The sequence below is a fragment of the Mesorhizobium sp. M0898 genome (genome assembly GCF_040319695.1).
GTDB lineage: Bacteria > Pseudomonadota > Alphaproteobacteria > Rhizobiales > Rhizobiaceae > Mesorhizobium.
Genome location: NZ_JAMYOE010000017.1, coordinates 81,561 through 105,235, shown reverse-complemented (window position 1 = coordinate 105,235; position 23,675 = coordinate 81,561). Strand labels below are relative to the sequence as shown.

At 63.2% G+C, this 23,675-nt stretch carries 20 protein-coding genes and 1 other RNA gene; 2 read left to right on the top strand and 19 right to left on the bottom strand.

The genetic code is table 11. The features are described from left to right. Positions 1 to 158 precede the first annotated feature (158 nt). From murB to mraZ, 12 genes are read right to left on the bottom strand one after another with little or no spacing between them, the layout of a single operon-like run. Complete coding sequence (gene murB, locus NKH90_RS18955) at positions 159 to 1,124, bottom strand: UDP-N-acetylmuramate dehydrogenase (RefSeq protein ID WP_031211769.1); 966 nt, start codon at positions 1,122 to 1,124, stop codon at positions 159 to 161. Continuing rightward, a complete protein-coding gene (gene murC / locus NKH90_RS18950) occupies positions 1,121 to 2,527 on the bottom strand; it encodes a UDP-N-acetylmuramate--L-alanine ligase (RefSeq protein ID WP_352820372.1) in 1,407 nt (468 codons plus the stop codon). Before murC ends, murB begins: the two co-directional genes overlap by 4 nt. Then, positions 2,524 to 3,651, bottom strand: a complete 1,128-nt coding sequence (gene murG / locus NKH90_RS18945) for an undecaprenyldiphospho-muramoylpentapeptide beta-N-acetylglucosaminyltransferase (RefSeq protein ID WP_352453155.1) — start codon at positions 3,649 to 3,651, stop codon at positions 2,524 to 2,526. Before murG ends, murC begins: the two co-directional genes overlap by 4 nt. A 1-nt stretch (position 3,652) precedes the next feature. Next, positions 3,653 to 4,804: a putative lipid II flippase FtsW gene (gene ftsW, locus NKH90_RS18940; protein ID WP_352456168.1), complete on the bottom strand. Its 1,152-nt coding sequence runs from the start codon at positions 4,802 to 4,804 to the stop codon at positions 3,653 to 3,655. Then, positions 4,804 to 6,204, bottom strand: coding sequence for a UDP-N-acetylmuramoyl-L-alanine--D-glutamate ligase (gene murD / locus NKH90_RS18935; RefSeq protein ID WP_352820371.1), 1,401 nt, complete (start codon positions 6,202 to 6,204; stop codon positions 4,804 to 4,806). The genes ftsW and murD overlap by 1 nt, the downstream gene beginning before the upstream one ends. A gap of 8 nt (positions 6,205 to 6,212) precedes the next feature. Then, positions 6,213 to 7,295, bottom strand: coding sequence for a phospho-N-acetylmuramoyl-pentapeptide-transferase (mraY, locus tag NKH90_RS18930; protein WP_023676767.1), 1,083 nt, complete (start codon positions 7,293 to 7,295; stop codon positions 6,213 to 6,215). Between the two features lie 24 nt (positions 7,296 to 7,319). After that, positions 7,320 to 8,753, bottom strand: coding sequence for a UDP-N-acetylmuramoylalanyl-D-glutamyl-2,6-diaminopimelate--D-alanyl-D-alanine ligase (locus NKH90_RS18925; RefSeq protein WP_352471557.1), 1,434 nt, complete (start codon positions 8,751 to 8,753; stop codon positions 7,320 to 7,322). After that, positions 8,750 to 10,204 (bottom strand): UDP-N-acetylmuramoyl-L-alanyl-D-glutamate--2,6-diaminopimelate ligase, encoded by a 1,455-nt coding sequence (locus tag NKH90_RS18920; RefSeq protein ID WP_352820370.1) that lies wholly within the window; start codon positions 10,202 to 10,204, stop codon positions 8,750 to 8,752. Before NKH90_RS18920 ends, NKH90_RS18925 begins: the two co-directional genes overlap by 4 nt. Before the next feature lie 54 nt (positions 10,205 to 10,258). Next, complete coding sequence (locus tag NKH90_RS18915) at positions 10,259 to 11,986, bottom strand: peptidoglycan D,D-transpeptidase FtsI family protein (protein ID WP_352471555.1); 1,728 nt, start codon at positions 11,984 to 11,986, stop codon at positions 10,259 to 10,261. 14 nt (positions 11,987 to 12,000) lie between these two features. Then, entirely contained in the window at positions 12,001 to 12,378 is a 378-nt protein-coding gene (gene ftsL / locus NKH90_RS18910; protein WP_352501064.1) for a cell division protein FtsL, read from the bottom strand. Positions 12,379 to 12,382: 4 nt separating this feature from the next. Further along, positions 12,383 to 13,414 carry a 16S rRNA (cytosine(1402)-N(4))-methyltransferase RsmH gene (gene rsmH / locus NKH90_RS18905; protein ID WP_352767741.1) on the bottom strand — a complete coding sequence of 344 codons (1,032 nt, stop codon included), beginning with the start codon at positions 13,412 to 13,414 and terminating at the stop codon, positions 12,383 to 12,385. Next, complete coding sequence (gene mraZ / locus NKH90_RS18900) at positions 13,411 to 13,869, bottom strand: division/cell wall cluster transcriptional repressor MraZ (RefSeq protein ID WP_254818997.1); 459 nt, start codon at positions 13,867 to 13,869, stop codon at positions 13,411 to 13,413. The genes rsmH and mraZ overlap by 4 nt, the downstream gene beginning before the upstream one ends. 405 nt (positions 13,870 to 14,274) lie before the next feature. Here mraZ and NKH90_RS18895 point away from each other — a divergent pair, with 405 nt between their 5' ends. Continuing rightward, on the top strand, positions 14,275 to 15,390 hold the full coding sequence (locus NKH90_RS18895; protein WP_352501066.1) for a cystathionine gamma-lyase: 1,116 nt from the start codon (positions 14,275 to 14,277) through the stop codon (positions 15,388 to 15,390). Between the two features lie 8 nt (positions 15,391 to 15,398). Here the strand turns inward: NKH90_RS18895 and NKH90_RS18890 are convergent, their stop codons facing one another. The 7 genes from NKH90_RS18890 to NKH90_RS18860 form a co-directional block, all read right to left on the bottom strand. Then, positions 15,399 to 15,692, bottom strand: a complete 294-nt coding sequence (locus NKH90_RS18890; protein WP_352501067.1) for a type II toxin-antitoxin system RelE/ParE family toxin — start codon at positions 15,690 to 15,692, stop codon at positions 15,399 to 15,401. Beyond that, entirely contained in the window at positions 15,689 to 15,973 is a 285-nt protein-coding gene (locus tag NKH90_RS18885) for a type II toxin-antitoxin system ParD family antitoxin (protein ID WP_352501068.1), read from the bottom strand. Before NKH90_RS18885 ends, NKH90_RS18890 begins: the two co-directional genes overlap by 4 nt. 153 nt (positions 15,974 to 16,126) lie before the next feature. Continuing rightward, an RNA gene (gene rnpB, locus NKH90_RS18880) (RNase P RNA component class A) lies at positions 16,127 to 16,525 on the bottom strand. A 59-nt stretch (positions 16,526 to 16,584) separates the two neighbouring features. Beyond that, a complete protein-coding gene (locus tag NKH90_RS18875; protein ID WP_352471549.1) occupies positions 16,585 to 17,334 on the bottom strand; it encodes a lytic transglycosylase domain-containing protein in 750 nt (249 codons plus the stop codon). 185 nt (positions 17,335 to 17,519) lie between these two features. Then, positions 17,520 to 18,287 carry an N-acetylmuramoyl-L-alanine amidase gene (locus NKH90_RS18870; RefSeq protein ID WP_352471548.1) on the bottom strand — a complete coding sequence of 256 codons (768 nt, stop codon included), beginning with the start codon at positions 18,285 to 18,287 and terminating at the stop codon, positions 17,520 to 17,522. Next, the gene (locus tag NKH90_RS18865; protein WP_352471547.1) at positions 18,284 to 19,003 is read right to left on the bottom strand and encodes a TerB family tellurite resistance protein; all 720 of its coding nucleotides are present in this window, start codon (positions 19,001 to 19,003) and stop codon (positions 18,284 to 18,286) included. Before NKH90_RS18865 ends, NKH90_RS18870 begins: the two co-directional genes overlap by 4 nt. A gap of 197 nt (positions 19,004 to 19,200) precedes the next feature. Next, on the bottom strand, positions 19,201 to 19,407 hold the full coding sequence (locus NKH90_RS18860) for a hypothetical protein (RefSeq protein ID WP_023676780.1): 207 nt from the start codon (positions 19,405 to 19,407) through the stop codon (positions 19,201 to 19,203). Positions 19,408 to 19,588: 181 nt separating this feature from the next. Between NKH90_RS18860 and NKH90_RS18855 the strand changes: the two genes are divergently transcribed. Further along, complete coding sequence (locus tag NKH90_RS18855) at positions 19,589 to 23,542, top strand: hydantoinase B/oxoprolinase family protein (RefSeq protein WP_352820369.1); 3,954 nt, start codon at positions 19,589 to 19,591, stop codon at positions 23,540 to 23,542. Positions 23,543 to 23,675: the final 133 nt, after the last annotated feature.

Genomic DNA, 23,675 nt, shown 5'->3' with positions numbered 1-23,675 from the left:
AACGCGTCGAAACGACTCAAATCAGGAAACGCTTCAGGGCAGAGAATCAGAGAGTTGATTCGCTGGCAAGTGCTTACGATTCCGATGGATTCACTTTCCGCAAAAACGGCAGCAAAATGTGAATTCATGAGTCCGAAAGGCAACGGCGGTCAGCTTGCCTAAAGCAACTGTCCGAGAAATTCCTGGACGGCATGGCCCGGCCGAAAATTACCGATGCGCTTGATCTCCCACTGCAGCCGGATGCCCGATCTTTCGAGCACGCGCGCACGCACCGTCTCACCGAGATATTCAAGCTCGTAGCCCGTGGCGGTCCCGGTGTTGATCATGAAGTTGCAATGCATCGGCGACATCTGCGCCCCGCCGACCATCAGGCCGCGGCAGCCGGCCTTGTCGATCTCCTTCCAGGCCGAGGTGCCCTCAGGATTCTTGAAGGTAGAGCCACCGGTCTTTTCGCGGATCGGCTGCACGGTCTCGCGATGGTTCTGGACAGCATCCATCGCGGCCTTGATCGCCGCCTTGTCCTCGGGAATGCCTTCGAGCAGCGCCGATGTGAAGATCAGCCCGGACGGCGCCGCTGAATGGCGATAGGCATAGCCCATGTCGGCGTTGCTCAGCGTATGAACATTGCCCTTGCGGTCGAGCGCCCGCACCTCGACCACACGCTCGCGCGTCTCGACGCCATTGGCGCCGGCGTTCATCCTCAGCGCTCCGCCAATGGCGCCGGGAATGCCGTGGTAGAAATGAAAGCCGCCGATGCCGGCCTCGTAGGCAACGGCCGCAAGGCGCTTGTCGGGTGTCGCGGCGCCCGCCTTGATCGTGGTCGGCGCAATCACTTCGGTCTCGCCAAAGCCTTTGGCAGAAAGCCGGATGACAAAGCCCGCAATGCCGCCGTCACGGACAAGCAGGTTCGAGCCGACGCCGACGATGGTCAGCGGAATTTCCTCCGGCACCGCCTTCAGGAACGTGGCAAGATCGTCCTCGTCGGCCGGCTGGAACAATGCGTCCGCCAGCCCGCCGGCTCGAAACCAGGTGATCTTGTCCATCTCGGCATTGGGCGTGATGCGGCCGCGCAGTCCGGCAAGCCGGTCGCCAAGCTTCTCGATCAACGCCTGGCCGCGCATCATGAGATGGTCCCGCCGAGTTCCCTGGGCAGCGCATAGGCCCATTGCGTGATGTTGCCGGCGCCGAGGAAGACGACGAAATCGCCCGGCTTCGCCACCTCGCGCACAATCGGCGCAATCGCCGCCGGACCTTCGATGTAGCGTGCGTCGCGATGGCCGCCGGAGCGGATGCGCGACACCAGTGCGTCGGACGTAACGCCGTCGATCGGCTCCTCGCCGGCCGCATAGACGGGCGCCACCATTACCGTATCGGCATCGTTGAAGCAGACGGAAAACTCGTCGAACAGATCGCGCAGCCGGGTGAAGCGATGCGGTTGGGTAACGGCGATGATGCGGCCCTTGGTGGCGCTGCGCGCAGCCTTCAGTACCGCCGTGATCTCGACCGGATGATGACCGTAATCGTCGAACACATCGACACCGTTCCACGAACCGGTATGGGTGAAACGCCGCTTGACGCCGGCGAAGGACGACAGGCCCTTCTTGATTGCCTCAGCCGAAAGGCCGAGCTCATGCGCGACGGCAATCGCCGCCGTCGCATTGGAAACATTGTGGCGCCCGGGCATAGGCAGCCGCAGGCCTGATATCGTTATCTGGCCGTGCGTCTTGCGGTCGCGGATCACCACGTCGAATTCCGAGGTCGGGCCGTCCATGCGGTGATTGGTGAAGCGCACGTCGGCCTGCGCATTTTCGCCATAGGTGATGACGCGCCGGTCCTCGATGCGGGCGACCAGCGCCTGCACCTCGGGATGGTCGGTGCACATCACACCAAAGCCGTAGAACGGCACATTCTCGACGAACTGACGAAACGCTTCGCGCACTTTGTCGAAGGAGCCGTAATGGTCGAGGTGCTCGGGGTCGATATTGGTGACGACGGCAATCTCGGCCGGCAGCTTGAGGAAGGTGCCGTCGCTCTCGTCGGCCTCGACCACCATCCATTCGCCGTCTCCCATGCGGGCATTGGTGCCATAGGCATTGATGATGCCGCCATTGATTACCGTCGGGTCGAGCCCGCCGGCTTCGAGTAGCGTCGCCACCATCGAAGTCGTCGTCGTCTTGCCATGCGTGCCGCCGATCGCCACCGCTTGGCGGAAACGCATCAGCTCTGCCAGCATTTCGGCGCGCCGCACGATCGGCAGCAACTTCTCTCTCGCCGCCTTCAGCTCCGGATTGGATTTCTTGATTGCGGTGGAGACGACGACCACTTCGGCCTCGCCGAGGTTTTCGGCCTGATGGCCGACGAAGCATTCGATGCCTTTGTCGCGCAGCCGCTGCACATTGGCGCTGTCGGCCTGATCGGATCCCTGCACCTTGTAGCCGAGATTGTGCAGCACCTCGGCGATGCCGCTCATGCCGATGCCGCCAATGCCGATGAAATGCACGAGGCCGATCGTCTGTGGCATCTTCATGCGTGCGTCTCCTTCCTGAATTCCGAAACGGATTTCCTGGACGCAATAGCCTCTGTCAGATCGGCGAGCAACCGCGCGGCATCCGGTTTTCCGGACGATTTCGCCGCCGCGGCCATTGTCGCCGCCTTGCCTGGATCATCCATCAGCCCGCCGACAAGCACGGCGATCCGCTCCGCCGAAAGCGTGGATTGCGGATGCACCTCGGCGCCGCCCGCTGCCGCAAGGGCCGCCGCATTCGCCGCCTGGTCGTGGTCGAGCGCGTGCGGATAAGGCACCAGCAGCGCCGGCCGGCCGATCACCGCGATTTCCGATACGGTCGATGCGCCGGAGCGCGACATCACCAGATGCGCCGCCGCCAGCCGCGCCGCCATGTCGGTGAAGAAGGGCGACACCTCGGCCTCGATGTCAAGCGTGGCATAGGCCGCTTTCACCCGCGCCACATCGTCGGCGCGCGCCTGCTGGGTGATCGCCAGCCGCCTGCGCTGTGCATCGGAAAGCCGGGCGATCGCCGCCGGCACCGCATCGGAAAAGAACTGCGCGCCTTGGCTGCCGCCAAACACCAGAAATCGGAACGGCTCTTCACCGGCCGATGCGGCATAAGGCGTCTTCGCCGCTTCCAGCACTTGCGGCCTGACCGGATTGCCGGTGGTCACCGTCTTGACGCCTGTAGCACTTGTGTCTTCCGGTAGGAAACCACCGGCAATAGCGTCGACGCGGCCGGCGAGCGCCCGGTTGGCACGGCCCATCACAGCGTTCTGCTCGTGGATCAGCGTCGGCACCTTGCGCCGGGTCGCGGCATAGAGCGGCGGCAGCGTCGGATAGCCGCCGAAGCCGACCACGATGGCGGGCTTGACGCTGGCGATGACGGCCGATGCCTGCCGCACCCCGCGCCAGATTTTCCAAAATGCGGCGAGCACGGCAAAAGGATTTTTCGACCCCATCGTCGCCGACTGGATCGGATGGATGGCGGCCGCCGGGAACTGCCCGGCAAAGCGCTCGGCGCGTTCGTCCGTCGCCAGGTGCACCGCCCAGCCGCGCCCGGTCAGTTCGTGCGCCAGCGCCTCGGCCGGGAACAGATGTCCGCCGGTTCCGCCTGCCGCCAGAAGGATGACCCCCTTCGCCATCTCACTCCGCCGGCATCGCACGCGGCGACGGCATGAAGCCCAGCTGCTTGCGCTTTTCCGGGCGCTTGCGCGTCAGCGCCAGCACCATGCCCATCGAGATGGCGATCGCGATCTGCGAGGAGCCGCCGTAGGAGATGAACGGCAGCGTCATGCCCTTGGCCGGCATCAGCTGCAGATTGACGGCCATGTTGATGACCGACTGCAGGCCGAAGACCGTGACCAGGCCGCCAACCGCGTAGCGGGTGAAATCGTCCTGCTCCCTGAGCGCCGTGTTGAGACCGCGCAGCACGATGAAACCGAAGATGGACATGATGAAGAAACACATGATCAGCCCGAATTCCTCGCCGGCGACGGAGAAGACGAAGTCGGCGTGGCTGTCGGGGATGACCCGCTTGACAGTACCCTCGCCCGGCCCGACGCCGAACCAGCCGCCATTGATCAGCGCCTCGCGGCCCATGTCGACCTGGAACGTGTCGCCCTCGCCGGTCATGAAGCGGTCGATGCGGCCGGCAACGTGCGGGAACACCGCATAGGCAGCGAACACGCCGCCGACGCCGGCAGCACCCAGCGCGACGATCCACAGCCACGGCAACCCGGCCATGAAGAACATCACCCCCCAGGTGCCGAGCACCAGCATGGTCTGCCCAAGGTCAGGCTGCGCCACCAGCAGCGAGATGACCAGCGCAAGCAGCAACATGGCGAACAAATTGCCCGGAATGTCCGGCTGGCGCTTGTGCTCGGCGAACAGCCAGGCGCAGATGATGACGAAGGCCGGTTTCAGGAACTCGGACGGCTGGATCGAGAGGCCGGCAAGCGACACCCAACGCCGCGCGCCCTTCACCTCGACGCCGATATAGAGCACGGCCACCATCAAAAACAGCATGATGCACAGCATGACCAGCGCCATGCGCCGGATCTGCCTGGATTCAAGGAACGAGACGGCCAGCATCACCCCAAGTGCCGGAATGGTGAAGATAATCTGGCGCGTCGCGAAGTGGAAACTGTCTAGCCCGATGCGCTCGGCCACCGCCGGGCTTGCGGCGAAAGACAAAACGATGCCGAGCCCCATCAGCGACAGGAACGCCGCCAGGAACCACCGATCGATCGTCCACCACCAGGTCGCCACAGGGCTTTTGTCGAGACGGCTTTGCATTATCGTGTCCCTCCGATGGGCTTCACGCCATCAATGGCGGTTGCGGCTTGCCTGAACGCCTCGCCGCGGACTTCGAAATTCTTGAACTGGTCGAAACTGGCGCATGCCGGCGACAGCAGCACCACTGCCTCGCCGCTACTATCCCTGGCCGCATCGCGGGCGGCGTGTTCGACTGCCGCCGCCAACGTGCCTGATATCTCGTAGCGCACCGCTTCGCCCAGCGTCGCCGAAAAGGCCGGTGCGGCTTCGCCGATCAGATAGGCCTTGGCGATGCGCGGGAAGAGGCCGCGTAATGGCTCGATGCCGCCCTCTTTCGGCAGGCCGCCGGCAATCCAGTAGATACGCGCAAAGCTCGACAGCGCCGGTGCAGCGGCATCGGCATTGGTCGCCTTGGAATCGTTGACGAACAGCACATGCCCTTTGCGGCCGACCTGCTCCATGCGGTGCGCCAGCCCAGGGAAACTCTCCAGTCCGGATTGGATCTCGCCGAGCTCGAGCCCGACCGTGAGGCAGGCGGCGGCGGCGGCCAGCGCGTTCTGCGCATTGTGCTGGCCGCGCAACGAGCCGATGCCTTCGAGGAAGGCGACACGGCTGTAGCGGCCGTGCACGGCTTCCATTAAGTTGGTGCCGTCAGCGAAATAGCCGTCGGTCAGCGGCAGCCGCTTGGAGATGCGGATGACCTGCCGGCCGGCCCGCTCCAGCCGATCGGCGATCTGGGCGCACCAGGAATCGTCGACACCGATGATTGCCGTCTCGCTGCCGGCCACCAGCCGCTCCTTGATCGAGGCGTAGTGTTGCATCGTGCCATGGCGGTCGAGATGGTCCGGCGTCAGGTTGAGCAGCACACCGGCCGTCGGGTTGATCGAAGGGGCAAGATCGATCTGGTAGGAAGAGCACTCAACCACATAATGCCGTTCAGGCTGCGGCGGATCGAGCGTCATCACTGCGCGGCCGATATTCCCGCCCATCTGCGTGTCGCGCCCAGCCGATTTTAGGATGTGCGCCGTCAGTGCCGTGGTCGTCGACTTGCCGTTGGTGCCGGTAATGGCAATGAAAGGTGCTGCCGGTGCCAGCAGCATCCGCTCGCGGCAGAAAAGCTCGATGTCGCCGATGATCTCCACGCCTGAGCCCCGCGCCAACTCGACGGTCCAGTGTGGCTTGGGATGCGTCAGCGGCACGCCGGGCGACAGCACGAAGGCGGAAAACCTCGCCCAGTCCGCACCGCGCAGGTCCGCTGTCGTGATGCCGACCGCGCCGGCCTTGGCGACGCTGTCGGGATTGTCGTCCCAGGCCAGCACATCCGCGCCGCCCTCGATCAGCGCGCGCGCCGTGGCAATCCCCGAGCCACCGAGCCCGAAGAGCGAAACGCGCTTGCCTGAAAAGGATGCGGCGGGGATCAAGCGGCCTCCTATCTGAGCTTCAGGGTCGACAGGCCGACCAGCGCCAGGATGACGGCGATGATCCAGAAGCGGATCACCACCTGGCTTTCGGTCCAGCCGAGCTTTTCGAAATGATGGTGGATCGGCGCCATCAGGAAGACGCGCTTGCCGGTCATCTTGAAGTAGCCGACCTGGATGATGACCGAGAATATCTCGACGACGAACAGACCGCCGACGATGACCAGCACGATCTCGTGCTTGGTCGCCACCGCGACCGTGCCGATCAGCCCACCCAGCGCCAGCGAGCCGGTGTCGCCCATGAAGATCGCCGCCGGCGGCGCATTGAACCAGAGGAAGCCGAGACCGGCGCCGATCACCGCTCCAAGGACCACCGCAAGTTCGCCGGTGCCGGGCACGAAATGGATCTGCAGATATTCGGCGAACACCGCGTTGCCAGAGAGATAGGCGATGACGCCGAAGGATGCGGCCGCGATCATGATCGGCACGATCGCCAGCCCGTCGAGACCGTCGGTCAGGTTCACCGCATTGCCGGCGCCGACGATGACGAAGCACGAGAACGGGATGAAGAACCAGCCGAGATTGACGAGAAACTCCTTGGCGAAAGGGAATGTCAGCGATGACGAGAACGGCGCCTGGCCGTTATGCATGATCACCCAGGCGGCGATGCCGGCGATAACGAATTCGAGCCCCAGCCGCGCCTTGCCGGAAAAGCCGAGATGCGATTGCTTGGTTACTTTGAGATAATCGTCGTAAAAGCCGATCGAGCCGAATCCCAGCGTCACCAGCAGGACCACCCAGACGTAGATGCTCGACAGGTTCGCCCACAGCAGCGACGAACCGACGATGCCGGACAGGATCATCAGTCCGCCCATTGTCGGCGTTCCCGCCTTCTTGAAATGCGTCTGCGGCCCGTCGGCACGGATCGGCTGGCCCTTGCCTTGCCGCAGCCGCAGCGAATTGATGATGGTCGGTCCGAAGATGAACACGATCAGCGCCGCTGTGATCAGCGCTCCGCCGGTGCGGAATGTTATGTAGCGGAAGACGTTGAAGACCGAGATCTTGTCCGCAAATTCGACGAGCAGTGTTAGCATGCGCTTGCGTCCCCCGGACCGATCCTAGGTCTGTCTGCTGGTTGTGGCTTCCGCCGGAAACTTGCCGAGCAACGCCTCGACCAGCTTTGAAAAGCCTATGCCCTTCGACGATTTGATCATGACCACGTCGCCGGGCTTCAATTCCGATAGAAGAACCGGTTTCAGATCTTCCGCACCGGCGCGGTATTCCGTCTTGATCTCGTCGGGCAAAACGTCGGCCAGCGCCCGCATTTCCGGGCCGCCGAGAAAGACCGTGCGCGTGTCGGTGCCGACGATCAGACCGGCAAGCGCGGCATGCAATTTCGCCGAATGGCTGCCGAGCTCGAGCATATCGCCGAGCACGGCAATGCGCCTGCCCTCGCCCGACACCGGCGTCGTGTTGAGCAGTGCCATTGCAGCGCTCATCGACGCCGGATTGGCGTTGTAGCTCTCGTCGATCAGTGTGATCGGCCCGTTGGGGTGACGCAACACATAGCGCTTGCCGCGTCCGCGTTCGGGCGAAAGATCGGCCAGCGCCTGCGCAACCCTGTTAACGTCGGCACCGACCAGATGCGCGGCACCAAGCACCGCGAGCACGTTCTGCACCATATGGCGGCCCGGCGCGCCGATCCTGGCGACAATCTCGTGCCCGCCAATCTTGGCGGTGATGACCGAGTGATCGGCATTGAGCTCGCATTTGATCAGTTTGAAGGTCGCCCGGGCATTCTCGCCGAACCCGTAGACATGCTCGACGCCGGCCTCTTTGGCCATCTTCTCCAGCAGCTTCCAGCGCGCATCGTCGCGGTTGAGAAGGGCGGCGCCACCGGGCTCCAATCCCTCGAAAACCTCTGCCTTGGCCTTGGCGATCTCGTCCAGGTTGCGGAAGAAGCCGAGGTGAGCGGCCGCGATCAACGTGACGATGGCGACATGCGGCCGGACCATCTTGACCAGCGGCCGGATCTCGTCGGGATGGTTCATGCCGATCTCGAAGACGGCATAGTCGCAATCCTGCGGCATGCGCGCCAGCGTCAGCGGCACGCCCCAGTGATTGTTGAACGACTGGGCCGATGCATGCACCGTACCGACCGCGGAGAGAGCGTGGCGTAGCGCTTCCTTGGTGGTGGTCTTGCCCGCCGATCCGGTCACGGCAATGACCCTGGCCTTTGAGCGTGCGCGCGCCGCAACGCCGAGCTTTTCCAGAGCGACAAGCACGTCCTCCACGACGATCATCGGTGCCGTCAGCCGCCCCAGCGACGGCAGCTTGCCCTCGGCGACGACCAGCACGCCGGCGCCCGCCTTGATAGCGGCGGTGACGAAATCATGGCCGTCCATGGCCTCGCCCTTGATGGCGAAGAAAGCGTCTCCCGGCTGCAGGCTGCGGCTGTCGATGGAAATGCCGGCGATGGCTTCAGGCATCGGACCGAGCGGCCGGCCATCCATGGCGGCAACCAGCGCCTCGGAGGTCCACAGATAGCTCACGCCGCTTGCTCCCGCAGCGCCGAGCGAACTTCCTCATGATCGGAAAAATGCAGCGTCTCGGTGCCGATGGTCTGGCCTTCCTCATGGCCCTTGCCGGCCACGATCAGCGTGTCGCCAGCGTGAAGCATCCCGACCGCCTCGTGGATGGCCTTGCGCCGGTCGCCGATCTCGATGGCGCCAGGTGCGGCTTCCAGGATCGCGGCGCGGATCGTCTCGGGTACTTCCGAGCGGGGATTGTCGTCGGTGACGATGACCACGTCGGCCAGTCTTGTGGCGATCTCGCCCATGATCGGCCGCTTGCCTCGGTCCCGGTCGCCGCCGCAACCGAATACGACGATGACGCGGCCGGTGGTAAAGGGGCGCACCGAAGCCAGCACGTTTTCCAGCGCATCCGGCTTGTGCGCGTAGTCGACATAGACCGGCGCGCCGTTGGCGGCCGTCCCGACAAGGTCGAGCCGTCCCGGCGCGCCCTTCAATTTCTCCAGCGCCATCAACGCTTTGGCAACAGATGTTCCAGTCGAAATGGCGAGTCCGGCCGACACCAGCGCATTTGCAATCTGGAAGTCGCCGGCCAGCGGCAAGTCGACTTCGTGGAGAACGCCGTCCGCTTCGACCTCGGCGCGCTGGCGGTGGCGCTCGTGCTCGACCCGCTTCAGCCGCAGGAAATCGCCGTGGCGGCCGACCGTCAGCACGTTCAGTCCCGCTGCCCGCGCCGCCTTGATCGTCGGCTCCGACCACGGGTCGTCGGCAAAGATGACCGCCGGCGCGCCCTTCGGCAGCAGCGCGTCGAACAGACGCAATTTGGCGCGATGATACTCCTCGACCGTCGGATGATAGTCCATATGGTCGCGGCCGAGATTGGTGAAGCCGCCGGCCGCGAGCTTGACGCCGTCGAGCCGGCGCTGGTCGAGGCCATGGCTGGACGCTTCCATCGAGGCGTGGGTGACGCCGGCCTCCGCCAGCTCCTTGAGCAGCCTGTGCAGTGCCACCGGATCCGGCGTGGTCAGCGAGCCATATTCGTTGCGGCCCGGCGCCACCACGCCGGTCGTGCCGATCGAGGCGGCGGCAAAACCCGCCTGCTCCCATATCTGCCGGGTGAATGCGGCGACCGAGGTCTTGCCGCTGGTTCCGGTCACCGCGACCATGGTTTGCGGTTGCATGCCGAAAAAACGTGCAGCACTCAGCGCCAGTGCAAGGCGCGGATCGTCTACGACAAGAACCGGGACTGGCAGCCCGGCGACCGCACTGCCTTTGCCGACCACGATCGCTGCAGCGCCGCAGCTTGCGGCATCGGCTGCGTAGGCTGCGCCATCCGCCTTGGAGCCGGTGAGCGCGAAAAAGACGACGCCCCGTGTTACCTGGCGGGAATCCGACGAAATCCCTGTAACCTCCATGTCGAAGGAAGCTGTCCCCTCGACAGGCAGGATACCGGCTAGATTTTTCAGCTTCATCGAACCCCGTTCATCGCAACAAAATAGCGCGCAGTTGCCGGCGCGCCCCAAGAATCACTGATAGGAAACCAGCGTTGCACCATTTTCATGGCTGAAATCTGGCTTCACGCCAAGCATGGAAGCCGCACGTCGGATGATGTTTGCAGCCATGATGCCCGCGTTCGAGGCGGCCGTACCACCCATGCCGGGCTTTTCCGGCTTCGGTTCGTCGGCGATCGTAAGCACTATGTATTGCGGATCGTCCATCGGAAAAGCCGCAACGAAGGCGTTGAAATTCTTTTCCTTCGAGTAACGGCCGTTGACAACCTTCTCCGCCGTTCCGGTCTTGCCGCCCACCCGGTATCCTGGCACCCGTGCATTGCGGCCGGATCCCTTTTCGGCATTGAGTGCATAGAGATAGCGCATGCCCTCGACCGTCTTGTCGCTGACCACTTTCTTGGCCACCGCCATCGCCTGCTCCTGCGTGCGCGGCAGGAAGGTCGGGTCCATCAGATAGCCGCCATTCATCAGCGCGGCGCAGCCGACCGCTGTCTGCAGCGGCGTCGTCGATACACCGTGGCCGAAGGCGATGGTGATCGAATTGACCTGCTTCCAGACCTTGGGCTCGGTCGGCCGAGCGACTTCGGGCAGTTCGGTCTGCATCTTCTCGAGGATTCCCAGGCGATGCAGGAATTCGCGGTGTCCGTCGATGCCAACCGCTTCGGCTTCCTTGGCAGAGCCGATATTGGAGGAGTAGATGAACACTTCCGGCACCGACAGTACCCGGCCCTTGCCATGGAAATCATGGATGGTTTGATGGCCGATCCTGATCGGGCGCGACGCGTCGAAACGGCTTTGCAGCGTTATCTTGCCGGAATCGAGCGCCATAGCGGTGGTGAAGCTCTTGAAGGTCGACCCCATTTCATAGAGGCCAGCCGACATACGGTTGAGCCTGTCCTTGTCCTGCGCGTTATAGGGGTTGTTCGGATCGAAATCCGGAACCGACGCCATCGCCAGCACCTCGCCGGTCTTGACGTTGAGCACGACGGCGCCCGCCGCGATCGCGTGGTACTTTTCCATGCCGGTGGCGACCTCATCGCGCACGATATGCTGGACGCGCAGGTCGATCGAGAGCTGCACCGGCTTCAAATCCTTGGCCACCGCCAGACCCGACGCCTGAAGGTCGCTCAAGCCTTGTTCGTCGATGTATTTCTCCATGCCGGAGATGCCCTGATTGTCGATGTTGGTGAGGCCGACAATGTAGGACGAGGTTTCGCCGGCCGGATAGAACCGGCGCTTTTCGGTGCGAAAGCCGAATCCGGGGATGCCGAGTTGCATGATGTCGGCCTGCTGCTTCGGCGTCAGTTGACGCTGCAGCCAGACGAACCCGGCGCCGCTCTTCAGCTTGTTGTATGTCTGCTCGTAGTCGATCTCGGGAAGCACCGTCGACAGCTTTTCGATCGCCTCGTCGGCATCGACGATGCGGCGCGGTTCGGCAAACAGCGACGCGGTCTTGATGTCGGTCGCCAGCACTTCGCCGTTACGGTCGACGATGTCGGGTCGCGATGCCGTCACCCGGCTCTGCGGGCCGCCCGACAGGTCGGGATTCTGGAAACCCAGATAGACCAGCCGCCCGGCAATGGTCGAATAGATGCCGAAGAACACTGCCATCGTCATGACGATGCGGGTCCTGCCCTTGCCACCGGTCGCCTTGCGGGCACCTTCGACCACGATTGATCCGCCTGCACCGGGCTTCGAACCGCGCTTCAGCAGCCTGCCAATCTTTGGAAATCTGGCAGCCATTGGAAATCCGGTGATCATTGGACGACGCCTCCGGTCACCACGGGATCCTTGCCGCCGATATCGGCCATGCCGCCCAGCCGCTGCGATGAAAGGTCCTCGATATTGACGGGTTTCGCCGGCAGATCGTCCAGCCCGACGATCTGCCGCGCATTGACCGGCTCGAGTCCGAGTTGCGATTTGTAGATTTCGGTAAGCTTCTGCAGGCGCGACGGCTGGGTAAGCAGGCTCCAGTCCGCCTTGAGCAGGTCGATCGTGTCCTCCTCATAACGGATCTGCGCCTGGATCTTGTGCACTGCCGCCAGTTGCTCCTCGGCCTCGCGCTTGGTCTTGTAGGTCAGGGCGGCCGCCGAAACCATCACGGCGATCAGGACTATGTCGCTGGTACGAAACACGTGCTCACCTCTCTCCCGGTCGATCGGCGCCGGGAAGCTTTGGGCCAGGCAGTTTTGGCAGGCCGAAAATCGAAAAATCGCCGGCGCGCGCCGGCGCCTCTGTACGGATCGCAGCGCGCAGCCTTGCCGAGCGCGCCCGCGGATTTGCCGTTATCTCGGCATCGCCAGGCGTTACGCCGCCGCCCTTCTTGGTGAAGGTGGCGGTGCGCGCCTGCGCCTCGGGCAGGTGCCGCGATCCGGTCGCTGAATCGGCTCTGTCGGCGATGAAGCGCTTGACGATGCGGTCCTCCAGGGAATGGAAGGTCACCACGACAAGCCGCCCGCCCGGTTTCAGCACGCGCTCTGCGGCAAACAGTGCCTTGGCCAGTTCACCGAGTTCGTCATTGACGAAGATGCGCAGCGCCTGGAAAACGCGGGTGGCCGGATGGATCTTGTCCTTTGGCGCGCGACCGATATGCGTCTCGATGGCATCGGCAAGATCGAGCGTGCGCTCGAAGCGGCGTTTTTCGCGACGGCTCTCGATCATGCGGGCGATGCGCCCGGCATGGCGTTCCTCGCCGAGAAAACCGAAGATGCGGGCAAGATCGCCCACCTTGAAGGTGTTGACGACGTCGGCGGCGCTCAGGCCCGCCTGCGCCATGCGCATGTCGAGCGGCCCATCGGCCCGGAACGAAAAGCCGCGCTCCGGCTGGTCGATCTGCATGGAGGAGATGCCGATGTCGAGCACGACGCCATCGGCACTTTCAACCTGTTCGTCGAGCGTCGAGAACGGTGCCTGGACAAGCCTGAGCTTGCCGCCGGACTGCTGTTCAAGGGCCCGCCCCGCCGCGATCGCATCCGGATCGCGGTCGATGGCGACGACCGAGGCTCCGCTTGCCAGAATGGCCTTCGTGTAGCCGCCGGCACCGAACGTGCCGTCGACGATCACCTCGCCTTTTGTCGGCGCCAGCGCCTCCAGAACTTCGGCAAGGAGGACCGGAATGTGACGGGCTGGTCCGCCAGCGGCATGAACTTCATCGCCGTCGCCCGCCATCATTCCGGCCGCTCCCCGGGCTTCGTCCCCTGCCGAAGTTGCAAAAGCCGGGCGCGTGCTTCCGTCCCATAGGCGCTGAGCCGTCCCGGCTCCCAGATCTGAAAGAAATTGCCGCGGCCAACGAAGGCCACTTCCGCTGAAATGCCGGTATGCTCGCGAATGAAATCGCTCATCGTGATACGGCCGTCCTGGTCGAGCTTCAGAAACGTTCCATCGCCATGGCAGAAGAACGACATGTCGTCCGCCGTCTGCAGGAACGGGTCTTCCTGGGCGATACGCTGCTCGTAGCGATCGAGCAGGTCGAGCCCACCGACATCCATCGCCGGGCGATCCAGGCAGCGTAGCGCATAAAGTTCCGAATAGCCGCGTTTCTGCACAACGGCACGGAAATGCGCCGGCACGGACACCCGTCCCTTCGCATCGATCCTGTTCACCGCGTTCGACAGAAACCGGTCCATTACGCGTTACGGCCGCTTGCGCCGCCGCACCCCTCTGCATCTTCCTGTCCGCGCCGCCCCAGCCCGGTCGGCGTCCAAAACCCACTTCGTTATAACGGGCGAACGCAGGCAAACGCGCAGCCGCCGCGGCTGCCCGATTGGCGTACGCTTCACCCTGACACGAAACGAAGGCTTGAGTATCGGAATGGGATATCATGGGGTGTTATGGGCGTCAACGGGAACAGTCTTCAAAACGCGCCTGCCACGACTGGGGAGAGCAGCTTTGACGGCACTCCCGTCTTTATCGTCTATTAAGCCTAACGAAGCGTTTAGAGCCGTGTGGCCCAACCGGAGCCGGCTTGCTGCGGATCGCTGCCGCGCATAGCCTCGGCATGTCCTTTTCCGGTCAGTAACGAGGTTGAAACCATGTCCGAAACAGCCAAGTCACGCGCCGCGGCACTTCCCCATCTGCGCCGCGGCGGGCTGGCCAAGGGCGACCCGATCCCCTTGCCCCTGACCATGGCCGCCATCTTTCATGCGCCCGGCGACGCCACCGGCTATGATCAATATGGCCGCTTCAGCAATCCAACCTGGGATGCGGTCGAGCACATGCTGGCGCATCTGGAAGACGCCCCATGCGTCGCCTTTCCCTCGGGGATGGCTGCCATCTCGGCAGTATTTTTCGGCCTGCTCAAAGCCGGCGACCGTATCCTGCTGCCGTCCGACGGCTATCACACGACGAGAGCGCTGGCAGAGCGCTTCCTGAAGTCCTTCGGCGTCGCTTATGATGTCCGGCCGACGTCGAGCTTCCTCGACGGCGGCTTCGACGGATACCGGCTTGCCTTCGTCGAAACGCCCGCCAACCCGGGACTGGATATATGCGACATCGCAGCCGTCGCCGAAGCCGTGCACAAAGCGGGTGCGGGGCTTGTGGTCGACAACACGACGATGACGCCTTTCGGCCAGCGCCCGCTCGATCTCGGCGCAGATATCGTCATTGCCGCCGACACCAAGGCACCAAACGGCCATTCCGATGTGCTGTTCGGCCATGTCGCCAGCCGCGACGCGGACATTATCTCGAGGGTGACCGACTGGCGCGAGACGTCGGGCGCCATCCCCGGGCCGTTCGAGGCATGGCTGGTGCATCGCGGCCTCGAAACGCTGGACGTGCGCTTCGACCGCATGTGCGCTTCCGCCGAAATGATAGCGCGACGACTGAAAAACCATCGCGCGATCAGCGGCTTGCGCTTTCCGGGACTGGAGAGCGATCCATCGCACAATCTTGCCCGCGCCCAGATGGAGCGCTTCGGCTTTCTCATCTCCTTCGTGCTCGCCTCGGAGGACAAGGCCGAGGATTTCATCAACAATTGCGCCTTGATGCAGGCTGCGACATCGTTCGGCGGCGTGCACACTTCGGCGGAACGGCGATCAAAAAGGGGAGATGCCGTTCCGCCCGGCTTCGTTCGCCTGTCGGTCGGCTGCGAGCCGGTGGAAGAGCTTTGGCAGGCGATCGAGGCGTCGCTAGACGCAATCGGTGGCTGAATCGGCAATCACGAATTCAGATCGTCGGCATCAATCTTGCGCCGGCCGTGCAGCACGCGAACGATTTCGATCGCCTCTTCACTGACGCGGTACAGGGTGAGGTATTCGCCGACGATCAGGTGACGGATTCCGGTTGCGATGTCTTCGCGCGGCGCACCTGAGAAGGGGTGCAGGGTCAGCAAATCCCACCGCCTTTGCAAGAGATCCACGAGCCGAACCGCCGCATTTGGATTCTGTTCGGCAATGTAGTCGCCGATGGCTTCGAGGTCGATCAATGCCTGAGGAAGCAGGCGGTATTTCACTCCTCAAGGCCTTTGGTTCCGGCCATTTTCAGATATTTGGCGCGCAGCCGTTCCATGATTGGCGGCCCGTCCAGCCCCGGCCCGCTGTCGATCCCTTCCTGCACCAGCTTGCGCAATTCCTCGACCGTGTAGCCGAGCAGGTCGCGCCGGTCCTTCCATTGCCGCAGCGCGTCGCGGATCACCTCGCTCGCCGAGGCATATTCGCCGGCGGCGACCACGTCGTCGACCACCGCCGCCAATTCCGGCGACAGCGTGATGCTGCGTTTATCGACCTGTCCCATGACGCGCTCCTGAATACCGTCATCCAAATGGTACGATTTAATCGCACCATTTTCAAGGAATGTCGCGCTTAATTGCGGGTCGAAAACTGAACCAACGGCTGCGCCCGAAGACGCAACCTGCTGATATCAGGAGATTTCCTTTTATCGGGGAAAACTGCCAGCTGGCCTGTAAGCCGGGTTCTGTATGGCCCTCGCCGCTTACACGGCGAGAACGTGGCGGCCATTCATCTTGGGCGCATGTTGCCATACGCCTCACGCAACCTACCCGGACGGTGAGCCGGAAACAGCCCTCGAGGGTTTCCCCTCGCACCGCCCCTATTCGGTCTTGCTCCCGGTGGGGTTTACCGTGCCGCTCCTGTTGCCAGTCGCGCGGTGGGCTCTTACCCCACCCTTTCACCCTTGCCACGATTGGATCGTGGCGGTTTGCTTTCTGTGGCACTTTCCCTGGGGTCGCCCCCGCCGGCCATTAACCGGCACCGTGTCTCCATGGAGCCCGGACTTTCCTCACCCGCAGCCTTTCGGCTTCGCGGGTGCGGCCGCCCGGCCAGCTGGCAAGGCGTATAAAGGGGTTCAGGCCCGAAAACGCAAACGAAAAAGCAAGTTGTCGCTTGTCAGGCGGGCGCTCCAAGTGCAGCCAGCTGGACCTTGACCTTGCCGCAATAGGCTGCGGACACCGGGTTCATCCGTGTGGCGGCATGGCCGGCATTGTATTTCAGGATCGTGCCGCAGGTCGTGCCGCCGCCGAGATCCCGCGCCATGGCGAGGTACTTCATGCCGTATTTGATGTTGGTATCTGGATCATAGAGGCCCTGAACCGAACCGCTATAGCCCATCATCCGCGCCGTCGCCGGCTTGATCTGCATCAGGCCGATCTCGCCGGCGCTGCCGACCTGGTTCGGTTGGTAGTTGCTTTCGATCTTGATGACGGCGTTGGCGAGCGACACCGGGACGCCATAGCTGGCGGCATAACGCGCAATGATCGCCGAATACTGTCCGCTGGCGCCGACTACCACCGCCTGAGGCGCTGGCCTGCTCTTCGGAGCGACTGACGCCGTTGCCATGTGGTCGATGCTTTTGCGGTTACGCTTCACATAGTGTTTTGAGATTGTCTTTCTTGCAGCGGTTGGCTTTTTCGCAGGGGCCGGCTTTTTCGTCCTTACCGCGGTTGCTTGTTCCACTTTTGCGGTGGCGGTCTTCTCTACTTTTGCACCACGGGTGGCTTTCGGCACGGCGGTTTTGCCGGCTGCGGCACTGAAGCCCTGATCGGCCCGCTGGCTCAGCGGTGCGCTGTTTGCCGCACTGAAGGCAAAAGTCATTACGCCGGCAGCAATGGCTGCCGTTAAAACGGTCAATTTCTGCATGTGATCCTGTTCTGTTTGATCTGCACAAAGAACTTCGCGCAGATACCCTCAATCAACATCGGAACATTTGGGGGGATAGACGTCCGACAATCTGTACGGATCGCCTTTGACGACGGAATTGGCGCCAAAGAAGGCGACGCAAGTCACTTTGAGTAACAGATTGTAATTTTTAAGCTGGCAAAAGATTATTTGAGAGAGGCTATCCTTACGGAAGCGAGCAGCCTTTCCAGCGTGCGGATCGTCGATCCATCAGCCATGCCATCGACCAGGCGCTGCCGGAAATGCCGCTGAAATGCCTCTACCACGATTTCGGTCTGCCGATCGAAGGCGCCGGTGATCTCGACGCCATAACCATAGAGCGCCAGCATCGACTGCAGCGCCTCTACCTCGGCGCCGGTATCGCCTGGCTTCAGCACGGCGCCGCGCCGGATCGGTGCTGCCGGCACAACATGGCCGATACCGACGGCAAACAAGGCCTTCCATGGAAATTTCTCCCCTGGATCGACCTTGCGCCCCGGTGCCACGTCGGAATGGGCAAGCACCCGCTGCGCCGGAATGGAATGGCGCTCGATGATGCCGGCGCACAGGCCGATCACCGCACCGATCTGCGGTTTTGCAAAGTTGCGATAGCCGAGCGTATGCCCCGGATTGACGATCTCGATGCCGATCGAACAGGAGTTGATGTCGCTCTGTCCGAACCACGAGCTCTTGCCGGCATGCCAGGCGCGGTCGCTTTCCCTTACCATCTGAACAATGCGGCCGTCCTCATGGACCAGGTAGTGCGACGAGACCTCGCTTGCCGGATCGCACAACCATGCCTCGGCACCGGCGCCGGTAGCCATGCCGGTGTAGTGCAGCACGATCATATCGGGTCCGAGCGTCCCGCGCCGTGGTCCGAAATTCGGCGATACCCTGACCTCGGCGCTCGGCTCATCGGGCGGAAAGCCGCTCATGCGTGCCGCAGGCCTCGCTCGATCATTTCATAGGCCGCGTTGATCGCCGCCAGCCTGGTCGTCGCGATCTTGATGAATTCCTGCGGCAGGCCGCGTGCGATCAGCCGGTCCGGATGATTGTCGGAGACCAGCTTGCGGTAGCGCCTGCGGACCTCCTCGAACGGCTTCCCGCGCTCGATGCCGAGCACAACATAGGGATCGGCGGCACCCAGATCGACATGCCGGGCCAGGATGCTCTGGTAATGCGCCTCATCGATGCGGAATATCTCGGCGATGCGATGCAGGAATTCGCCCTCGCGCTCATGCACCAGCCCGTCGGCCTTGGCGATGTGGAACAGCCCGTCGAGTATATCCTCGAGCATCAGACAGTTCGAATGGCCCGAACCGCAAAGCTGCGCCATCCGCTCGGCATAGGTCTCGAAACCGGCAATGTCGCGTTTGGCCAAATCGTAGAGCCGCGCCACATTGCGCCTCTGTTCCTTCGGCACCTCGAATATTTCCTGGAAGGCGCGCACCTCGTCTTGCGTGACGATGCCGTCTGCCTTGGCCATCTTGGCCGACAGGGCGATCATCGCCACCGAGAAGGCGACACGCCGGCGCAGATCGGCATCGCCGGAGAAAACCGTGCGCACGGCCTCGACCACTTCGGCGACGCCTGACGACGCTGAAGATGAAACGCGTGTGACGAAGTCGCCAAGGCGGTCCCAAATCGACATGGGGGCTTCATAGGACCAACCACCCATCGCTATCAAGCCAAGACAGTGCCGCAGGGGCTGGCCCAATCGATTTGGCGCAATGCCTGAGGCGGCTGGCGCCAGCGCTCACGTCGTCGCACTCGGCCGCCAGGCGCTGGTATCGTAAGCAGCAGAAAGGCCGGCCTGTGAGGCCAGCCTTTCCTTGGCTGTCACATTGACTACTGAGCCGGAGCAGCCGGCGCAGGTGCCGGAGCCGGAGCCGGCTCGGCAGGCTTGTTGGCGTCAGGAGCAGCCGGCTTCATCGTCTGGTCGGATGCCGGCGGGTTGGTGCTCTGCGTCGTGGTGTTGTCGGTGCCGCTGTTGCTGCAGGCGGCAAGGCCAAGCAACGCAAGCGCCGACACCGACGCAAGAATGAGTTTCTTCATGATATCTCTCCTCTAATCACGCCTCCGTTACCGGCGGCGGTCGAGGACACAATGCGTAAGCTGCGCATGAGTTTCGTAACGTTGCATTTCTGCCTGTAACATATTCCAATCACTTGACGATTGCCGGTCAGGGCCTCGCGAGCTAACAGATCGAACAGGGAAAAATCCCGGGAGCGCCGCTGTGACTGCAAAATGGGATTTCTGGATCGACCGCGGCGGCACCTTCACCGATGTCATCGGCCGTGCCCCGCAAGGCGCGCTGCACCCGCGCAAGCTGCTGTCCGAGAATCCCGAAGCCTATGCCGACGCTGCCATCCAGGGCATTCGCGATTTGCTCGGCGTCCAACCCGGCGCTCCAATCCCCTCCGCTCTGATCGGCGATGTCAAGATGGGCACCACGGTTGCCACCAATGCGCTTCTCGAGCGCAAGGGCGACCGTGTGCTGCTGCTCATCACCAAAGGCTTCCGCGATGCGCTGAGGATTGCCTATCAGGCCAGGCCAGATATCTTTGCCAAGCAGATCATCCTTCCCGAACAGCTCTATGAGCGCGTCGTCGAGATCGACGAAAGGGTTCGCGCCGACGGCAGTGTCGAGCGCCTGCTCGACATTGCTTCGGTACGCCCGGCTATTGAGCAAGCCAAGGCGGACGGCATCGATGCGGTCGCGATCGTCTTCATGCATGCCTGGAAACATTCCGATCACGAAAAGGCAGTTGCGAAGGTCTGCAGAAAACTCGGATTTTCGCAGGTCTCGGTCAGTCACGAGGTCTCGCCGCTGATCAAGCTGGTCGGCCGCGGCGACACCACCGTGGTCGACGCCTACCTGTCGCCGATCCTGGCTAGGTATGTGCAAAGAGTGGCAAAGGAACTGGGCGTCCTCTCCCCCCTTGAGGGGGAGATGTCGGCGGAGCCGACAGAGGGGGTCGTTGCGGCAGTGCTCGACGCCCCTGTGGTGCCTTCTGACAGGACCCCCTCTGGCCGCTTTGCGGCCATCTCCCCCTCAAGGGGGGAGAGTAGGTCGAACCCAGTCGAGCCGACCCCACCCGGCGGCTTCGCCGCCACCCTCCCCTCAAGGGGGAGGGAAAGCCCTCGCCTCATGTTCATGATGTCGTCGGGCGGCCTCACCGCCGCCGACATGTTCCAGGGCAAGGATGCGCTGCTGTCCGGCCCGGCCGGCGGCGTCGTCGGCATGGTCGAGACGGCAAAACTCGCCGGTTTCGGCAAGGTCATAGGCTTCGACATGGGCGGCACCTCCACCGATGTCGCCCATTACGATGGCGACTACGAGCGCGCCTTCGACACCGAGGTCGCCGGCGTGCGCATCCGCGCGCCGATGATGCGCATCCACACCGTCGCTGCAGGCGGCGGCTCGATCCTGCATTACGAGGCCGGCCGCTTTCGCGCCGGGCCGGATTCGGCCGGCGCCAATCCCGGCCCGGCCGCCTATAGGCGCGGCGGCCCGTTGGCCGTCACTGACGCCAATGTCATGCTGGGCAAGCTGCAGCCCGAGTTCTTCCCGGCTATTTTTGGACCGGGCCAGGACGAACCGCTCGACGTCCAGACGGTTCGCGAAAAATTCGCGGCCCTTGCCGCCGAGATCGGCGACGGCCGCTCCCCGGAAACCGTCGCCGAAGGGTTCATCACCATCGCCGTCGAAAACATGGCCAACGCCATCAAGAAGATTTCGGTGCAGCGCGGCTACGATGTCACCGAATACCTCCTGAACTGCTTCGGCGGCGCCGGCGGCCAGCACGCTTGCCTGGTCGCCGATGCGCTCGGCATGGAGGCGGTGCTGATCCATCCCTTCTCAGGCCTGCTCTCGGCATACGGCATCGGCCTATCCTCTGTATTTGCGTCACGCCAGCAGGCGCTGCTGAAGCCGCTGGCGGACAATTCCGGGCCAGCGATCGATGAACTCATCGCAACGCTGCGCAAAGCCGTCATCGACGAACTCGCCGCGCAAGGCATCAGCGAAGACGCGGTCGTCTCGAGACCGGTGCTGCAGATCCGCTACGACGGCACCGATACCGCGCTGCCTGTGAACTTCGGGCACGGCTCGATTGCGCAGGCCAAGGCGGACTTCGAATCGGCGCACAAGGCACAGTTCGGTTTCGTCTACGACGACAAGCCGATGATCGTTGAGTCGATCGGCGTCGAAGGTACCGATACCGGCGGCACCGGCCGCGACGAAAGCGATTCAGTTGTTGAAGACATGGCCGCAAGTCCTTCCGGGAACCGGAAAATCTTTGTCGACGGCGTCTGGCGCGACGCCGGCATTTTCCCTCGCGAAACGCTGAAGCCTGGTAACAAGATCGCCGGCCCAGCTTTGATCATCGAGCCAAACCAGACCATTGTCGTCGAGCCGGGCTGGCAGGCCGAGATCACCGCCAAGGATCACGTGTTGATGCGGCGCGTCGAGAAGAAGCGCCGACACGCCGCACTCGGCACCGAAGCCGATCCGGTGATGCTGGAGGTCTTCAACAACCTGTTCATGTCGATCGCCGAGCAGATGGGCGTGACGCTGCAGAACACCGCCTATTCGGTCAATATCAAGGAGCGCCTCGACTTCTCCTGTGCCGTCTTCGACCGGAATGGCGCGCTGGTCGCCAACGCGCCGCATATGCCGGTGCATCTCGGCTCGATGGACCGCTCGGTGGAAACCATCATCCGGTTGAACTCCGGCGACATCCATCCCGGCGACGTCTTTGCGCTGAACGCACCTTACAATGGCGGCACCCATCTGCCTGATATCACAGTGGTGACGCCGGTGTTTTCCCTCCCCCTTGAGGGGAGGGTGGCCGCGAAGCGGCCGGGTGGGGTCCTCGCAGAAGGCACCACAAGTGCGTCGAGCACTGCCGCAACGACCCCCTCCGGCGGCTTCGCCGCCACCTCCCCTACAAGGGGGGAGATCGGCCAATCGCCGAAGATCCTCTTCTACGTCGCCTCGCGTGGCCATCATGCCGACATCGGCGGCACCGCGCCCGGCTCGATGACGCCGCTTGCCACAACCGTCGACGAGGAAGGCGTGCTGTTTGACAATTTCCGCGTCGTCGATCGCGGCCGGTTCCGCGAGAAGGACCTGGAGACGCTGCTCACCGACCACCCCTACCCGGCGCGCAATCCGCACCAGAACATCGCCGACCTCAAGGCGCAGATCGCCGCGAACGAAAAGGGCGTCGCCGAGCTGCGCAAGATGGTCGCCCATTTCGGCCTCGATGTGGTCGAAGCCTATATGGGCCATGTCCAGGACAATGCCGCCGAAAGCGTGCGCCGCGTTCTGGAGCGGCTGCCCGACAGTTCCGAATACGAATACCCGACCGACACCGGCCAAATGATCAAGGTGAAGATATCGGTCGACCGGCGGAAGCGCGAAGCGACCGTCGACTTCACCGGAACGTCGCCGGTGATGAAGAACAATTTCAATGCGCCAGAGCCGGTCGCCCGAGCCGCTGTGCTTTATGCCTTCCGCGTCATGGTCGAAGACAACATCCCGATGAATGCCGGATGTCTGCGGCCGATCAACATCATCATTCCCGACGGCTCGATGCTGAAACCCGCCTATCCCGCGGCAGTCGTCGCCGGTAATGTCGAGACCTCGCAACACGTCACCAACGCGCTATTCGGCGCCATGGGCGCGATGGCCAATGCGCAGGGCACGATGAACAATCTCACCTTCGGCAACAAGCAGTATCAGTATTACGAGACGATCTGCTCGGGCTCGCCGGCCGGCCGGATGAACGACGGCCGCGGTTTTGCCGGCACCTCCGGCGTCCACACCCATATGACCAATTCGCGCCTGACCGATCCGGAAGTGCTGGAACTGCGTTTCCCGGTATTGCTGGAGGATTTTCATATCCGCGAAGGCTCCGGCGGCGAAGGCAAATGGAATGCCGGCGACGGCACCCGGCGCACCATCCGCTTCCTCGAAAAAATGGAATGCGCGATCCTGTCCTCGCATCGCAACCGCCCGCCGCGGGGACTGGACGGAGGCGGCGATGGCGAGGCCGGTTCGACCAAGGTCCGCCGCAAGACCGGCGCGATCGAGACGCTGAAAGCCTGCGATCAGACCATCCTCGACGCTGGCGAGGCGGTCATCGTGACGACGCCGACCCCAGGTGGATTTGGCAAGTCGTAACGCGCAAGTGTAAGGCGCAAGATAAGATGATATCGGCCGCCTAGGCAGGGCAAGGTGGGAAAACGGCGGGCACGATTGCGCAAGCTATGGAAAGCAGGGGGCCTATGGAAAGCAGGGGGCTGAGAGCGATCCG

Excerpts from the sequence above, each read along its gene's own strand:
- mraY (WP_023676767.1), bottom strand. The coding sequence starts at position 7,295 with ATGCTAACACTGCTCGTCGAATTTGCGGACAAGATCTCGGTCTTCAAC.
- NKH90_RS18865 (WP_352471547.1), bottom strand. The coding sequence starts at position 19,003 with ATGTCGATTTGGGACCGCCTTGGCGACTTCGTCACACGCGTTTCATCT.
- murG (WP_352453155.1), bottom strand. The coding sequence starts at position 3,651 with ATGGCGAAGGGGGTCATCCTTCTGGCGGCAGGCGGAACCGGCGGACAT.
- NKH90_RS18895 (WP_352501066.1), top strand. The coding sequence starts at position 14,275 with ATGTCCGAAACAGCCAAGTCACGCGCCGCGGCACTTCCCCATCTGCGC.
- NKH90_RS18915 (WP_352471555.1), bottom strand. The coding sequence starts at position 11,986 with ATGGCTGCCAGATTTCCAAAGATTGGCAGGCTGCTGAAGCGCGGTTCG.
- NKH90_RS18875 (WP_352471549.1), bottom strand. The coding sequence starts at position 17,334 with ATGCAGAAATTGACCGTTTTAACGGCAGCCATTGCTGCCGGCGTAATG.
- mraZ (WP_254818997.1), bottom strand. The coding sequence starts at position 13,869 with ATGGACCGGTTTCTGTCGAACGCGGTGAACAGGATCGATGCGAAGGGA.
- murC (WP_352820372.1), bottom strand. The coding sequence starts at position 2,527 with ATGAAGATGCCACAGACGATCGGCCTCGTGCATTTCATCGGCATTGGC.
- NKH90_RS18870 (WP_352471548.1), bottom strand. The coding sequence starts at position 18,287 with ATGAGCGGCTTTCCGCCCGATGAGCCGAGCGCCGAGGTCAGGGTATCG.
- ftsW (WP_352456168.1), bottom strand. The coding sequence starts at position 4,804 with ATGCAAAGCCGTCTCGACAAAAGCCCTGTGGCGACCTGGTGGTGGACG.
- rsmH (WP_352767741.1), bottom strand. The coding sequence starts at position 13,414 with ATGATGGCGGGCGACGGCGATGAAGTTCATGCCGCTGGCGGACCAGCC.
- NKH90_RS18885 (WP_352501068.1), bottom strand. The coding sequence starts at position 15,973 with ATGGGACAGGTCGATAAACGCAGCATCACGCTGTCGCCGGAATTGGCG.
- murB (WP_031211769.1), bottom strand. The coding sequence starts at position 1,124 with ATGATGCGCGGCCAGGCGTTGATCGAGAAGCTTGGCGACCGGCTTGCC.
- NKH90_RS18860 (WP_023676780.1), bottom strand. The coding sequence starts at position 19,407 with ATGAAGAAACTCATTCTTGCGTCGGTGTCGGCGCTTGCGTTGCTTGGC.
- NKH90_RS18920 (WP_352820370.1), bottom strand. The coding sequence starts at position 10,204 with ATGAAGCTGAAAAATCTAGCCGGTATCCTGCCTGTCGAGGGGACAGCT.